The sequence below is a fragment of the Anoxybacillus sp. LAT27 genome, from assembly GCF_022030075.1.
Taxonomy (GTDB): Bacteria; Bacillota; Bacilli; order Bacillales; family Anoxybacillaceae; genus Anoxybacillus; species Anoxybacillus kestanbolensis.
In genome coordinates this window covers 82916-95064 of sequence record NZ_JAIWYK010000063.1, presented here as the reverse complement: position 1 = coordinate 95064, position 12149 = coordinate 82916, and the positions used below count along the sequence as shown (strand labels likewise).

22 protein-coding genes, 1 pseudogene and 1 riboswitch are annotated in these 12149 nt (G+C 42.6%); of the genes and pseudogenes, 16 read left to right on the top strand and 7 right to left on the bottom strand.

Annotated features, from left to right (window positions below):
- Positions 1-211, top strand: a 211-nt coding sequence (locus tag LD028_RS04500; protein ID WP_237811074.1) for a transposase, incomplete at its 5' end; no start/stop codon positions are given.
- A gap of 102 nt (positions 212-313) precedes the next feature.
- Here LD028_RS04500 and LD028_RS04495 read toward each other — a convergent pair.
- Both LD028_RS04495 and phoU read right to left on the bottom strand, forming a co-directional pair.
- Positions 314-931: a hypothetical protein gene (locus tag LD028_RS04495; protein ID WP_370642767.1), complete on the bottom strand. Its 618-nt coding sequence runs from the start codon at positions 929-931 to the stop codon at positions 314-316.
- Between the two features lie 101 nt (positions 932-1032).
- Entirely contained in the window at positions 1033-1692 is a 660-nt protein-coding gene (gene phoU / locus LD028_RS04490; RefSeq protein ID WP_006321631.1) for a phosphate signaling complex protein PhoU, read from the bottom strand.
- 139 nt (positions 1693-1831) lie between these two features.
- Positions 1832-1876, top strand: a riboswitch (PreQ1 riboswitch).
- A 76-nt stretch (positions 1877-1952) separates the two neighbouring features.
- Here phoU and queC point away from each other — a divergent pair.
- The 7 genes and pseudogenes from queC (at position 1953) to LD028_RS04455 (ending at position 5558) form a co-directional block, all read left to right on the top strand.
- Entirely contained in the window at positions 1953-2618 is a 666-nt protein-coding gene (gene queC / locus LD028_RS04485; RefSeq protein ID WP_077429833.1) for a 7-cyano-7-deazaguanine synthase QueC, read from the top strand.
- Entirely contained in the window at positions 2615-3052 is a 438-nt protein-coding gene (queD, locus tag LD028_RS04480; protein WP_006321633.1) for a 6-carboxytetrahydropterin synthase QueD, read from the top strand. Before queC ends, queD begins: the two co-directional genes overlap by 4 nt.
- A complete protein-coding gene (queE, locus tag LD028_RS04475) occupies positions 3052-3774 on the top strand; it encodes a 7-carboxy-7-deazaguanine synthase QueE (protein WP_237811073.1) in 723 nt (240 codons plus the stop codon). The genes queD and queE overlap by 1 nt, the downstream gene beginning before the upstream one ends.
- An 18-nt stretch (positions 3775-3792) precedes the next feature.
- On the top strand, positions 3793-3960 hold the full coding sequence (locus LD028_RS04470; protein ID WP_370642766.1) for a tunnelling fold family protein: 168 nt from the start codon (positions 3793-3795) through the stop codon (positions 3958-3960).
- 178 nt (positions 3961-4138) lie between these two features.
- Positions 4139-4294, top strand: coding sequence for a hypothetical protein (locus LD028_RS04465; RefSeq protein ID WP_237811072.1), 156 nt, complete (start codon positions 4139-4141; stop codon positions 4292-4294).
- Between the two features lie 127 nt (positions 4295-4421).
- Positions 4422-4751: pseudogene (gene queF, locus LD028_RS04460) on the top strand (preQ(1) synthase); the annotation flags it as partial.
- A 117-nt stretch (positions 4752-4868) separates the two neighbouring features.
- On the top strand, positions 4869-5558 hold the full coding sequence (locus LD028_RS04455) for an oxidoreductase (protein ID WP_035020359.1): 690 nt from the start codon (positions 4869-4871) through the stop codon (positions 5556-5558).
- Between the two features lie 15 nt (positions 5559-5573).
- Here LD028_RS04455 and LD028_RS04450 read toward each other — a convergent pair whose 3' ends face one another.
- Both LD028_RS04450 and LD028_RS04445 read right to left on the bottom strand, forming a co-directional pair.
- Entirely contained in the window at positions 5574-5750 is a 177-nt protein-coding gene (locus LD028_RS04450; RefSeq protein WP_003396733.1) for a YkvS family protein, read from the bottom strand.
- Positions 5751-5838: 88 nt separating this feature from the next.
- Positions 5839-6198 carry a hypothetical protein gene (locus tag LD028_RS04445; RefSeq protein WP_237811071.1) on the bottom strand — a complete coding sequence of 120 codons (360 nt, stop codon included), beginning with the start codon at positions 6196-6198 and terminating at the stop codon, positions 5839-5841.
- Positions 6199-6346: 148 nt separating this feature from the next.
- Here LD028_RS04445 and LD028_RS04440 point away from each other — a divergent pair, with 148 nt between their 5' ends.
- The gene (locus LD028_RS04440) at positions 6347-6541 is read left to right on the top strand and encodes a hypothetical protein (protein WP_035020361.1); all 195 of its coding nucleotides are present in this window, start codon (positions 6347-6349) and stop codon (positions 6539-6541) included.
- On the opposite strand, the gene LD028_RS04435 is transcribed toward LD028_RS04440, so the two are convergent.
- Positions 6468-6992: a sigma-70 family RNA polymerase sigma factor gene (locus LD028_RS04435; protein WP_237811070.1), complete on the bottom strand. Its 525-nt coding sequence runs from the start codon at positions 6990-6992 to the stop codon at positions 6468-6470. The two genes, LD028_RS04440 and LD028_RS04435, sit on opposite strands and share 74 nt — an antisense overlap.
- A gap of 256 nt (positions 6993-7248) precedes the next feature.
- Between LD028_RS04435 and LD028_RS04430 the strand changes: the two genes are divergently transcribed.
- Together LD028_RS04430 and LD028_RS04425 are read left to right on the top strand one after the other, a co-directional pair.
- A complete protein-coding gene (locus LD028_RS04430) occupies positions 7249-7491 on the top strand; it encodes a YueH family protein (RefSeq protein ID WP_237811069.1) in 243 nt (80 codons plus the stop codon).
- Positions 7492-7509: 18 nt separating this feature from the next.
- Positions 7510-8763 (top strand): ATP-binding protein, encoded by a 1254-nt coding sequence (locus LD028_RS04425; RefSeq protein WP_237811068.1) that lies wholly within the window; start codon positions 7510-7512, stop codon positions 8761-8763.
- 12 nt (positions 8764-8775) lie between these two features.
- Here LD028_RS04425 and LD028_RS04420 read toward each other — a convergent pair whose 3' ends face one another.
- On the bottom strand, positions 8776-9378 hold the full coding sequence (locus LD028_RS04420) for a nitroreductase family protein (RefSeq protein ID WP_237811067.1): 603 nt from the start codon (positions 9376-9378) through the stop codon (positions 8776-8778).
- Positions 9379-9494: 116 nt separating this feature from the next.
- Between LD028_RS04420 and LD028_RS04415 the strand changes: the two genes are divergently transcribed.
- The 5 genes from LD028_RS04415 to LD028_RS04395 all read left to right on the top strand — a co-directional run bounded on the left by LD028_RS04415 (position 9495) and on the right by LD028_RS04395 (position 11876).
- The gene (locus tag LD028_RS04415) at positions 9495-9803 is read left to right on the top strand and encodes a winged helix-turn-helix transcriptional regulator (protein ID WP_006321642.1); all 309 of its coding nucleotides are present in this window, start codon (positions 9495-9497) and stop codon (positions 9801-9803) included.
- Positions 9804-9860: 57 nt separating this feature from the next.
- Positions 9861-10064: a DUF1659 domain-containing protein gene (locus tag LD028_RS04410; RefSeq protein WP_004891408.1), complete on the top strand. Its 204-nt coding sequence runs from the start codon at positions 9861-9863 to the stop codon at positions 10062-10064.
- A 12-nt stretch (positions 10065-10076) separates the two neighbouring features.
- Positions 10077-10292: a DUF2922 domain-containing protein gene (locus LD028_RS04405; protein WP_237811065.1), complete on the top strand. Its 216-nt coding sequence runs from the start codon at positions 10077-10079 to the stop codon at positions 10290-10292.
- A gap of 66 nt (positions 10293-10358) precedes the next feature.
- Positions 10359-10502 (top strand): YvrJ family protein, encoded by a 144-nt coding sequence (locus LD028_RS04400; protein WP_009361115.1) that lies wholly within the window; start codon positions 10359-10361, stop codon positions 10500-10502.
- Positions 10503-10583: 81 nt separating this feature from the next.
- Positions 10584-11876 carry a globin-coupled sensor protein gene (locus LD028_RS04395; RefSeq protein WP_237811064.1) on the top strand — a complete coding sequence of 431 codons (1293 nt, stop codon included), beginning with the start codon at positions 10584-10586 and terminating at the stop codon, positions 11874-11876.
- Between the two features lies 1 nt (position 11877).
- Here LD028_RS04395 and LD028_RS04390 read toward each other — a convergent pair whose 3' ends face one another.
- Positions 11878-12042, bottom strand: a complete 165-nt coding sequence (locus LD028_RS04390) for a hypothetical protein (protein WP_237811063.1) — start codon at positions 12040-12042, stop codon at positions 11878-11880.
- Positions 12043-12149: the final 107 nt, after the last annotated feature.

Below are 12149 nucleotides of genomic sequence, written 5' to 3'. Positions count from 1 at the left end.
ACACCAAGCCAAAGTGATTGTGGTAGACCCAACATACACATCCCAAACATGTCCAAAATGCGGACATACAGCAAAGGCGAATCGAAATAAGAAAACGCACACGTTCTGTTGCCAAACATGCCAATATACATCAAACGACGACCGAGTTGGTGCGATGAATCTTCAACGAAAAGGAATCGAGTACATCGTTGAAGAAACAACAAAAGCATGACTTTTGTTGTTGGGTAGCTGTCAACCTGCCCTGATGCAACCCCAAGTGAAGGAAGGAGGATAACATCCGCTTGCACTTCTGGGGAGTTGCAAGCCCACGACTTTAGTCGTTGGGTAGTTGACTGACTGCTTCTAGTATTTCAAATACAGCTTGTTTAATGAGAGGAAGATCTGCGATGTCATCTTTCGTGGCCATACGTTGTTCGATGCTGGCGATATCATCTTTTGTAGCCATACGTTGTTCGATGCTGGCGATATCATCTTTCGTAGCCATACGTTGCTCGATGCTGGCGATATCGTCTTTCGTGGCCATACGTTGTTCGATGCTAGTGATATCATCTTTTGTCGCCATGCGTTGTTCGATGCTGGCGATATCATCTTTCGTAGCCATACGTTGTTCGATGCTGGCGATATCGTCTTTTGTCGCCATGCGTTGCTCGATGCTAGTGATATCGTCTTTCGTGGCCATCGTTTGTTCAATATGTTCGATACGCTTGTCCATGGCAGCGATATCGTCTTTTGTGGCCATACGTTGTTCGATGCTGGCGATATCGTCTTTCGTGGCCATGCGTTGCTCGATGCTCGCGATGTCATCTTTCGTAGCCATCGTTTGTTCGATATGCCCGATACGCTTGTCCATGGCGGCGATATCGTCTTTTGTCGCCATGTGTTCGCGCAATGATGCGAGCTCATCGAAAATACGTTTGAGCATATCACCCATGTTTACTCACCTCCCCCCGACACGATTATATCATCATCGACAGGAAAAATCGACGAATGAAAACGTGCCTCAAATCATATAAAGATGAGGCACGTTCAAGTTTAATAATTCAAATCAATACGAATTCCTTTGACGCTATATAAAATATTTTCAGCGATGTTTGTCACATGGTCGCCAGCGCGCTCTAAATTGCGCGTCACAAACGACAATTGCGTAATTTGGTTTGTAAACTCAGGTTTTTCGCTCATTAAGTCGATTAATTCTTGAATAATTTTTCCTTGCAACTCATCTACGCGATCGTCTTCAAGCGCGATGCGTTTCGCTTCTTCAATATCATCGTTATGGAACGCATGAAGCGCATGATCTAACATTTCATTGACGATTGCTGCCATTTCAGGAATGTGAACGATCGGTTTCACGTGTGGCTCTGTGCCGATAAATTTCACCGATTTGGCGATATTAACCGCAATGTCACCAATACGTTCGACATCCGATGAAATTTTGAGGGCGACAATTAACCGCCGTAAGTCAGATGCGACCGGTTGTTGTTTCAAAATCGTCATAATCGCCAGTTCGTTAATTTCTCGTTCAAGCTCGTTAATTTTTTTATCGTTTTCAATAATTTCATCCGCTTTTGCGATATTTTGTGTTTTTAACGCTTCAATCGATTCATGGAGCGCCTGTTGAGAGGCAGATACCATTGTCATTAATTTTTCTCGTAGCTGTTGAAGTGCAGCGTCAAAAGTAGAACGTTTTGTCATGTTGAATCACCTAACTTTTTTGTTGTTATTATATCCTGAAAACCGTTCACAAATAAAGCATAATTTTTTTATAGAATGAATATATGTTTTATGGTATATTGTTAGGCGTACAATTGAAGAAGAATTCTACGCTGCTGGCGTAGGAGAGGTTCTAGAACACCCTCTATAAAAAAACTAGGGATCGCTATGTCCTTAGGGGGTATAGCGTTTTTGTTTTAGAACGCTCTTTCTTCTTACGATGTTAGAAAGGAGAGCGAAAGATGAAAAAGGAAAAAGCAGTTGTTGTTTTCAGCGGTGGCCAAGATAGCACAACGTGTTTATTTTGGGCGAAAAAACATTTTGCTGAAGTGGAAGCGGTGACGTTTGACTATAACCAACGACATCGACTTGAAATTGACGTTGCCGCTTCGATTGCTAAAGAGCTGAATGTACCCCATACGGTGCTTGATATGTCGCTATTAAATCAGCTCGCACCAAATGCGCTTACAAGAAGCGATATAGCAATCGAGCAAAAAGAAGGACAATTGCCGTCCACGTTTGTCGATGGGCGCAATTTATTGTTTTTATCATTTGCGGCGGTGCTGGCAAAACAAAAAGGGGCACGTCATCTCGTGACAGGGGTGTGCGAAACGGATTTTAGCGGCTATCCGGACTGTCGCGACGTATTTATTAAATCGTTAAACGTGACGCTAAATTTAGCGATGGATTACCAATTTGTCATTCATACGCCGCTTATGTGGCTCAATAAAGCGGAAACGTGGAAGCTTGCAGATGAGTTAGGTGCGCTTGAGTTCGTGCGCAATAAGACGCTCACGTGCTATAACGGCATCATCGCTGACGGGTGCGGCGAATGTCCAGCGTGCGTGTTGCGCAAACGCGGTCTTGACCAATATATGAATGAAAAGAAAGGAGCAAATGTGCGATGATTCAACAAATTTATCCGCAAGTCATTCATCCGTTTCGCTATGAGCTAAATAAAGATATGCAAATTGCGGCGGCGCACTTTATTCCACATGAAGCGGCCGGGCAATGTGCGAACATGCACGGACATACGTATTTTATCAACATTACCGTTGCTGGTGACGAGCTGGATGATTCCGGTTTTTTAATTAACTTTCAACAGTTAAAAAAACTCATCCACAATCGTTTTGACCATACGTTAATGAACGATCATACCGATGTATTTAGCAACACGCAGGCGGAACATTTTCCGACGACAGAAGTCGTAGCGCGCAAAATTGCTGAAATCGTGCAACAACATTTAGACACGTTGCCAAACAAACCGACGTGTGTCCAAGTGTTTGTGCGGGAGTCCCCGACAAGCTATGTCGTATATCGTCCGAAAGCAGGGAAACAATAATGGAGCGCATTCCCGTCATTGAAATGTTTGGACCAACGATTCAAGGAGAAGGGATGGTCATCGGACAAAAAACGATGTTCGTGCGCACCGCCGGATGCGATTATCGTTGTCGCTGGTGCGATTCATCGTTTACGTGGGACGGTTCTGCAAAAAATGAAGTAAAGCAAATGACGGCTGAAGACATTTGGCAACAGCTGAAACAACTGGGTGGTGACCGTTTTAACCACGTGACGATTTCTGGAGGTAACCCAGCGTTATTAAAAGGACTTCGTGCTCTTATTTCATTATTAAAAGAACATAACATACGCATCGGCTTAGAAACGCAAGGGAGCGTATGGCAAGATTGGTTTTATGACATTGACGATTTAACGATTTCACCAAAGCCGCCAAGTTCAAATATGAAAACAAATTTTACAATGCTTGATATGATAATGGAACGACTTACAGCGCATCGCGGGCATGTGAGCTTAAAAGTTGTCGTGTTTGACGATGAAGATTTTGCATACGCCAAACATGTGCATCAACGCTATCCAACCGTCCCGTTTTACGTACAAGTCGGAAACGATCACATACACGAAGCGGATGATGTTACGCTTCGCCTTCAATTATTGCAAAAACTTGAATGGCTCGTTGACAAAGTAGTACAGTCTAAAGAGATGAACAACGTCCGCGTCTTGCCACAACTACACACGTTATTATGGGGCAATCGCCGCGGCGTATAAATAAAGGAGGAAGGAATCATGAGAAAAGAAGAGGAATTACAAGGCGTCACACTTCTTGGCAACCAAGGAACGAAATATGTATTTGAATATAGTCCTGACATTTTAGAAGTGTTCGACAACAAACATCCAGATCGCGATTATTTTGTCAAATTTAACTGTCCGGAGTTTACGAGCTTGTGTCAATGAGGGCACACTTCAGTGGTGACACTGTCGGCTAAACCTTGTGAATTCAGGGGAAGAGAAAAAGGATGGGAATTATCTGAATTTTTATGTACAATACAAGCATAGGAAAAACTTTAGTAAAATTTACAAATGTTTGCGTTCTGCATGTCATCGCAATATCCATCGACAAGAGAATTATTATATGAGAATTCAAGAAGAGAATCGTCTTATCCATTTATTAGAACCCTATTTCTCCAACCCTGAGCCAAGCCTTAAAGAAGAAAGGGCAATGTATGCAGCCTTGTTCTTTAAGGAAGGTGCAGAGACTATCGAAATCACTTTATCACGAAGCGAGTAAAGGTAGTGATAAAGGAAGAGAGTAGAGTACACCACGAAGTATCGTGGTGGAAGCGCAAGGGTTCTTATTCGATATCGCAGTCGAATAAGAATAAGATATAGTCCACCTGCTTTATAAAAAGCAGTTGCCTAAAACCGGACAGCCAGATTTTGCTACTATTTACATTAGTTACATTCCTGATAAAAAATGTGTCGAAAGTAAGTCGTTGAAGTTATATTTATTTAGCTTCCGCAATCATGGTGATTTCCATGAAGATTGCGTCAATATTATTATGAACGATTTAATTCGCGTCATGGAGCCGCGCTACATTGAAGTATGGGGCAAATTTACACCGCGCGGCGGCATTTCGATCGACCCGTATTGCAACTGGGGACGCCCAGGAACAAAATATGAACAAATGGCGGAATATCGCCTATTAAACCACGATTTATATCCAGAAAAAGTCGATAATCGTTAATGAGGCTGGCTTATAAGCCAGCCTTAAAAAATTCACAAAAGATAGCTAGTTTTTTTTCGCAAACGGGTATATAATGACAAATTGTTACGAACCTTTTTTCGTTTGGGGGGTCTTCATTTGAGACAGAGAACGGCTCTTGTGATCGGGGCAAGCGGATTAGTCGGAGGAGAACTTCTCCAACGATTGCTTCGTTCAGAGCATTATGAGCGAGTGACGGTGTTTGTTCGAAAGCCGATGGCATGTAAACACGAAAAATTACAACAAGTCATCGTCGATTTTGACCGAATTGAACAATATGAAGAATATTTTCATGTGGACGACGTATTTAGCTGTTTAGGTACGACGATGAAAAAAGCAAAAACAAAACAGCAATTCATTAAAGTCGATTACGAATATACGTTACGTGCCGCAAAACTAGCAGAAAAATGCCATGTTAAAACGTTTTTATTCGTTTCTGCGATCGGCGCGCACCCGCATTCGATGTTTTTTTACAACCGCGTCAAAGGAGAAACGGAAGAGGCGTTGCAGCGACTGACGATTCGCTCGCTTCACATTTTCCGACCATCGTTATTAACAGGAGAGCGACAAGAATTTCGCCTCGGCGAAAAAACAGCGGAATGGCTATGTTCCGGTTTTTCATTTGCATTCGTTGGCAAATGGGAAAAATATAAACCGATTGCAGCTAAGCAAGTGGCGGAAGCGATGTATCGTGCCGCGCTTTCGGAAAAGCAAGGTGTATATATTTACGAATGTAGCGAGATGAAAGGGCAATGTGAACAACAAAGAGGGCTGTCTCATCAACAATAAGCAGCCCTCTTTTCATTACTCAACAATTTTGTAATTTTTATGGTTGACGACCGTCCGTTCTTGCAAGTCGAGTTCTTTATAGTTTTCCATGTACGTTAAATCGACAATGACGGAATTTTCGTTTACTTTTTCAACGATCCCCCGCAACCCATTTTTAAATTCAATGACGTCGCCAATTTGCGCTTTTTTCATTGAAAATCCCCTTTACTTTTGAATTTTTAAACCTTTTTTCTATTTTGCATGATTTTTCCTCGTTCGTAAAGGGCATTTTCAACTATTTTTAACGCTGTGGCCCATACGGCATTGGCATTGGTGGCCACATCGGTGCACCGCAACCGTCTGGCATCATTTGTGGCATCGGCATCGGTTGCATTTGTTGTGGCATCATTTGTGGCATCGGCATCGGCTGCATTTGTTGTGGCATCATTTGCGGCATTGGCATCGGTTGCATTTGTTGTGGCATCATTTGCGGCATCGGCATCGGTTGCATTTGTTGTGGCATCATTTGCCCCATTGGCCACATCGGTCCCATCGGCATACCACAACCGCAATCGCCCGGTATCATTTGTGGCATTTGTTGTGTTTGTTGTGGCAGTTGTTGATCAGCGCGAAACGGGTCATACATATTCCAGTCATTCATTGTCCATCTTCCTTTCTTTCATTTAGAATCCACCAACATTGTATGTGCATTTTTTATAGACGTGTGTCAGTATTACAAAATTAGGCATTCGCACATCGTATTGACATGTATAGTGAAGCGCGTTAAAACAAAGAAAGGAGGGATAACGATGACTGAACAAGAAGCAAAGCAACTGATTGAACAATTGCGCACACGAAACATTCCGCATGCGCTTGTAAAAAAAGAACATTTTTTAACGTTTCGTCATGTGCTCGTCCAACAAGAAGATTTTAAACATTTTCGCGGCGTAGCACAGCGCGGTGGCGATGTCGTGTATTACTACATGGATCAGCCGCGCAGTTGACGTATGGCTTCAACTTTTTTACAGCAGACATGCGCCATTGTTTGACGGCATTGACGGTGACGCCTTCTTCAGCGGCAATTTGTTTGAATGTTTTCCCTTCGATTACATGGCGAACGAGCCATATTTGCTCGCGTGGCGATAAATAAGACAACGCATCCTGAATGAACATGTCCGACAAAAAATCGACATTTTCTGTTAGTACGTAGTCATCTAGCAACGGAACGTATTCGTGTTTCGTTTCTTTCCGTAGCTGTGATACGATGCGCCAACGAATCATTTTAAACGCAAACGTACAAAATGAACCTTTCGTTTCGTCGTATCGTTCATATGCTTCCCAAAGCGCGATCAAACCGATTTGCACATATTCATCGACATGACGACGAATATGTAATTTGCGAATGATGTAAAAAATAAGTGGACGATATTGTTCAACAACCGTTTCAAACGACATATATATCCCTTTCTCAAAGGCGCGCCTTCACGTATTCCGCGGTTACATGTAGCTTATCAAACATGCCTGCGTTGCGCGAAAGAGAAAATAGAAAAAAATGCCCCGTTTATGTTAGGCATACGCAGCGTTTCCCTTAAGGAAATACAGAAAATGAGGGGGAGAAAGAGCGGAAAATGGTGCATTTGCCTAAAAAAATGCTTTGAACAATGGGAATTTTTTGTGTTATGATAATAAAAAATGGAAAGGCTTGAGCAACATGAAAATAAGAAAAACAATGATTGATTCACCATCTTTGCAACAAAACGTGTACATTTACGAAAATAAAAAAGAACAATATATCGTTGTCGCCATTCCTTATTTAGAATGGTCGATCCATGTCACTTATGACGATTTAGCAAATATTGAATTACGCTTGCAACAATCGCTTGCGAACGTATTAGACGAAGAACATGTGTCGCCACTTGCGATGAAGCTCGCGCAATGGATGAGAGAAATGTAAGGAAGGTTTCGTTGCTAGATGAAATACGCTGTTTCCCTGTATGTCGTTGTAAGTATCGCTTGGATTGTATTGACAGACTTTTATGTAGAACGGTTACCGATTCCACCACATATGAAACCGTACGTTCAGACGTTCAAAGGTGCACTTTTTGTTATTTTATCTGCGGTATTTATGTATATCGCTTTAAAAAAACATCGCCAATTAAAACAAATGAGCGAAAGCGAGAAAGAATTGTTAACGCTCATTCATGCGATGCCTGATTTCGTATCATTTAAAGATGGACAAGGCCGTTGGTTAAGGGTTAACGATTTCGGTTTAAAACTGTACGGGCTTGAGCACGTCGATTACAAAGGAAAAACCGATGCCGAGCTTGCGGAATACACTCCTCATTTTCGCGAAGCGTTGCTTTATTGCATTGATTCCGATGAAGAAGCGTGGCGAGCAAAAGCAGTAACGCGCGCAGAAGAATCGTTTCCGATGCCAAACGGTGAAATGAAAACGTTTGACGTCATTAAAGTGCCACTATTTCATGAAAACGGCAAACGCAAAGGACTTGTCGTCATCGGACGCGACATTACACAACAAAAAGTTGCTGAGCAGCTGTTGTTGAAAAAAGAAAAGCTATCGGTTATTGGAGAGTTGGCAGCGGGTATCGCCCATGAAATTCGCAATCCGTTAACGTCCATTAAAGGCTTTTTACAAATGATGAAAGAGACGAAAGAAGTAGACGAACGTTTCGTGCAAATTATGTTAGATGAAATTGAACGTGTCAACCAAATCGTCAGCCAGTTGCTCGTACTTGCGAAACCGCAAATGAAAGCGTATAAACCGCTCGCTTTGCACGATGTGCTCGAATATGTCGTCGGGTTGTTTACGTACGAAGCGATTTTACAAAACGTACAACTAAAATACGAGCCGCGCACGTCCGCCGTCGTATACGGAGATAAAAATGAACTCATCCAAGTGTTTGTGAACGTCGTGAAAAACGCATTAGAAGCGATGCCAAGAGGGGGAGTGCTCACCATCTCCGCCAAAGATGAAGCTGACTGCGTGTATGTCACCGTCGAAGATACAGGAAAAGGTATTGAACAAGAGCGTTTAAAACATATCGGCGAACCGTTTTATACGTTAAAAGAAAAAGGGATGGGGCTTGGCTTGACGATGAGCATGAAAATCATTCATGAACATAAAGGTACGATGCAAATAGAAAGCAAAGTCGGCAAAGGGACGCGGGTTCAGATCGTGTTGCCAACATATAAAGACCCGTCTTAAAACGGGTCTTTTTTACTCCGCCCATGTCGTCAATTCGTTGATTGGCAAACGAGATGACGGATGGGCAGGTGCGCTCGCTTTTCCGATCGTAATTAGCATGACAGGAACGTATCGGTCTGGAATATGGAATGTTTTCATCAATGCTTGTGGGTCAAAACCGCCGATGGCGCATGTGTCGAACCCTTCTGCTTTGGCAGCAAGCATCAATTGCATCGCAGCTAACGATGCGTTTGAGAATGCTGCATCGCGTGCATATTGTGCGTTTGTATAGGCGTTTTCAATTTGCTTGGCAAGCGTCTCTTTGATTTCTTTTGTCATTTTTCCTTGTGCAACGAGCGGATCATACACCGCATCTGTTTTTTTATTCGCTTGTAAATCGCCAAGTACCGCAACGACCGCAGACGTCTCGACGATTTGTTGTTGATTGTAAGCGATCGGAAGGAGCTTTTGTTGCGCTTCTTTTCCGTAGAAGACGACGAAATGCCAATGTTGCAAATTCCAAGCAGAAGGCGCCTTGCCTGCTAACTGCAACAGTTTCGTTAATTGTTCTTTCGAAATTGTTGCAGTTGGATCATATTTTCGAACGGATTGTCGTTGTTCAATAACCGAAAGCATATATATCCTCCTTTTATACATACAAAAATATCTTTACTTACTTTTTATCAGTAACAATATTTATGTTAATTTAGTTACAATAAGTTTGTCAAATTTCATGCATAGGGTGATGATTGATGGAACATTCACACGTCTGTCCGAAAATCGAAGCGGCATTTCAGTTGCTTGGTAAGCGATGGAATGGACTTATTATTCACGTTTTATTTCGCGGACCGCTTCGCTTTAAAGAATTAGCAGAGAGTATTCCAGAAATTAGTCAAAAAATGTTAACGGAACGATTAAAAGAGTTGGAAGAAGAACGCATTGTCGTTCGTCACGTATATCCTGAAAAGCCTGTGCGCATTGAATATGAATTAACGGACAAAGGGAAAGATTTGCACATTGTGATGGAAGCTGTGCAAGCATGGGCAGAAAAATGGATGTAGTCCCTAACCTTTTACGCTCGTCGTTGCGATAGTAATAAGTGAAAGGAGGGGAGAGACATGCTTCAACGTTCTCAACTTCGCTTAACGTTTGAAGTCGGTGTGACAGAAACGGGCAAACCGCTATATAAAAACAAAACGTATACGATTAAACCGAACGCAACGGAAAGCTCGCTCGTCTCTGTGGCCCAAGCGCTTGCCTCTTTGCAAAGCGCTCCGCTCGTTCACGTGTATCGCAACGATGTGCATGTATTAGGTGAATAGGAGGGATAATGAATGAAAACGCTTGAATTGCAGTTTGTGAATGAAGAAGGAAAGACGGTTCGCTTAAGCGTTGATGCCCCGCGCGACGATGTGACAGAAACACAAGTGGCTAGCGTGATGGACGTGATCATTGCAGCAAACGTCTTTTCATCAAGCGGAGGCGACTTGATTGCGAAAAAAGGAGCGCGCCTCATTGATACAACAGTGACAGAATGGACGTTTGCGTAAGCCGTTTAGGTGCCCTCATGTAAAGGGCACCTTATTATGTATATGACAGCGAAAGGGATGAGAAAGATGGAAGCATATTTGTCGCTTCTTTCCGATGTCGGTTTTCCGATTGCGGTCACATTTTATTTACTGCATCGGATTGAAGGAAAATTAGATGCGGTCATCGACTCGATCCGCACGTTAGGCGAACAATGGAAAGCACCCAACTAAATGGGTGTTTTCTTTTTATTTTTTGTCTGATAACATAAACATATATGCAACGTGTTTATATCATTTAAGGAGGGCCAAACATTGTTTAAACGAAAACAAGACGAGCGTGATGTACAACTAGAAGCGATTTTACAAATGGAAGAAGAGCCGATTCGCCTAAACGGTGAAACGATTGAACGGCAGCTCGCGCTTATCGGCATGACGACAAAAGATATCGCGATTTTACGCTATGTTCAGCCATACATCGAAGCAAACATTGCGCGCATCGTTGACGCCTTTTACGGCGCGCTTCAAAAAGAAAGTCACTTACTCTCGATTATTGAACAACATAGCTCGATTGATCGATTGAAGCAAACGTTAACGGTGCACGTAAAAGAAATGTTTCGTGGAAACATTGACGAAGCGTTTATTGAAAAAAGACGTCGTGTCGCCCAAGCGCACGTACGCATCGGGTTAGAGCCGAAATGGTACATCGCTTCATTTCAACATTTACTTGAGGAAATGTGGGAAATCATCGGAGAACATTTTGAACGTTCGGTGTATGTGCGCGCCATCATGAAATCCGTCTCGAAAATGTTAAACGTCGAACAGCAACTTGTTCTCGAGCAATACGAGCGGGAAAATGAGGCCCTTCGTCTACAAATGGAAGCGTTAAAACAACAAATGAAAGAGCAAGTGAAATTGTCGCTACAACAGCTAAGTCATGTGTCAGATGAAGTAAGCGCTTCCGTTTCATCATTAAACGAACAAGCAACGAGCATTTCGCAAGCCGCTCAAGAGGCATCGGCGGTAGCGATGGAGAGCACAGAAAAATCGATGCAAGGAAAACAACAGCTGCAAACGCAAGTCGAAAAGATGGCACAGATGAACGAAAAAATGAAACAAATTGAAATGAATATGGACAAACTACAACAAGCGATGAAAGAAATTGAACATATCGCTTCCCTCGTTACATCGATTGCCGATCAAACGAATATGCTCTCGTTGAACGCGTCCATCGAAGCGGCGCGCGCTGGGGAACACGGGAAAGGATTTGCGGTCGTTGCTAATGAAGTGCGTAAACTCGCTACGCAAACGAAACAATCCGTTGCAGATGTCGCGCGCGTATTAGACGACATTCATCATCATATTATGGCGATGTCGCAATCGCTTGAACAAGCATCGCTTTCGGTGACCGAAAGTACAAATGGAATCGAAGCGGTATATACGTTTTTTGACGAATTTGCATCAGCGCTTGAGAAAATTTGTCAATATAACGTGCGCATTGACGATGAAATGAAAGCATGTGTACAGTCAGTAAGGGAAATTTATGAAGCGATGACCCACGTATCTGCTTCCGCTGACGAGTTGGAAGGGCTAGCAAGCGAACTGTAGGCTATTTTGTTCGCTTCTTCTCCTTTTCTATTTTTCGAATATATTGCCGCGGTTGAAACGGCTCGACATGCCTTTCGTTTACGGTTGCGTAAATGGAAGGCTCTATTTTTTTTGCTTCAGCTTCATAGTCATGGACGATCATGGCTAACATAAAGAAAAGAACCATTACAATTCACCTTCGCTCACTTTTTACTATATATGTTGAAAAAAATGAAACTTTTTATACATACTGTTCGTATAAAAAAGAGGATTGTTATGTTAGAAGGGGGTTGA

Excerpts from the sequence above, each read along its gene's own strand:
- LD028_RS04495 (WP_370642767.1), bottom strand. The coding sequence starts at position 931 with ATGGGTGATATGCTCAAACGTATTTTCGATGAGCTCGCATCATTGCGC.
- phoU (WP_006321631.1), bottom strand. The coding sequence starts at position 1,692 with ATGACAAAACGTTCTACTTTTGACGCTGCACTTCAACAGCTACGAGAA.
- queC (WP_077429833.1), top strand. The coding sequence starts at position 1,953 with ATGAAAAAGGAAAAAGCAGTTGTTGTTTTCAGCGGTGGCCAAGATAGC.
- queD (WP_006321633.1), top strand. The coding sequence starts at position 2,615 with ATGATTCAACAAATTTATCCGCAAGTCATTCATCCGTTTCGCTATGAG.
- queE (WP_237811073.1), top strand. The coding sequence starts at position 3,052 with ATGGAGCGCATTCCCGTCATTGAAATGTTTGGACCAACGATTCAAGGA.
- LD028_RS04470 (WP_370642766.1), top strand. The coding sequence starts at position 3,793 with ATGAGAAAAGAAGAGGAATTACAAGGCGTCACACTTCTTGGCAACCAA.
- LD028_RS04465 (WP_237811072.1), top strand. The coding sequence starts at position 4,139 with ATGAGAATTCAAGAAGAGAATCGTCTTATCCATTTATTAGAACCCTAT.
- LD028_RS04450 (WP_003396733.1), bottom strand. The coding sequence starts at position 5,750 with ATGAAAAAAGCGCAAATTGGCGACGTCATTGAATTTAAAAATGGGTTG.
- LD028_RS04445 (WP_237811071.1), bottom strand. The coding sequence starts at position 6,198 with ATGAATGACTGGAATATGTATGACCCGTTTCGCGCTGATCAACAACTG.
- LD028_RS04440 (WP_035020361.1), top strand. The coding sequence starts at position 6,347 with ATGACTGAACAAGAAGCAAAGCAACTGATTGAACAATTGCGCACACGA.
- LD028_RS04435 (WP_237811070.1), bottom strand. The coding sequence starts at position 6,992 with ATGTCGTTTGAAACGGTTGTTGAACAATATCGTCCACTTATTTTTTAC.
- LD028_RS04430 (WP_237811069.1), top strand. The coding sequence starts at position 7,249 with ATGAAAATAAGAAAAACAATGATTGATTCACCATCTTTGCAACAAAAC.
- LD028_RS04425 (WP_237811068.1), top strand. The coding sequence starts at position 7,510 with ATGAAATACGCTGTTTCCCTGTATGTCGTTGTAAGTATCGCTTGGATT.
- LD028_RS04420 (WP_237811067.1), bottom strand. The coding sequence starts at position 9,378 with ATGCTTTCGGTTATTGAACAACGACAATCCGTTCGAAAATATGATCCA.
- LD028_RS04415 (WP_006321642.1), top strand. The coding sequence starts at position 9,495 with ATGGAACATTCACACGTCTGTCCGAAAATCGAAGCGGCATTTCAGTTG.
- LD028_RS04410 (WP_004891408.1), top strand. The coding sequence starts at position 9,861 with ATGCTTCAACGTTCTCAACTTCGCTTAACGTTTGAAGTCGGTGTGACA.
- LD028_RS04405 (WP_237811065.1), top strand. The coding sequence starts at position 10,077 with ATGAAAACGCTTGAATTGCAGTTTGTGAATGAAGAAGGAAAGACGGTT.
- LD028_RS04400 (WP_009361115.1), top strand. The coding sequence starts at position 10,359 with ATGGAAGCATATTTGTCGCTTCTTTCCGATGTCGGTTTTCCGATTGCG.
- LD028_RS04390 (WP_237811063.1), bottom strand. The coding sequence starts at position 12,042 with ATGGTTCTTTTCTTTATGTTAGCCATGATCGTCCATGACTATGAAGCT.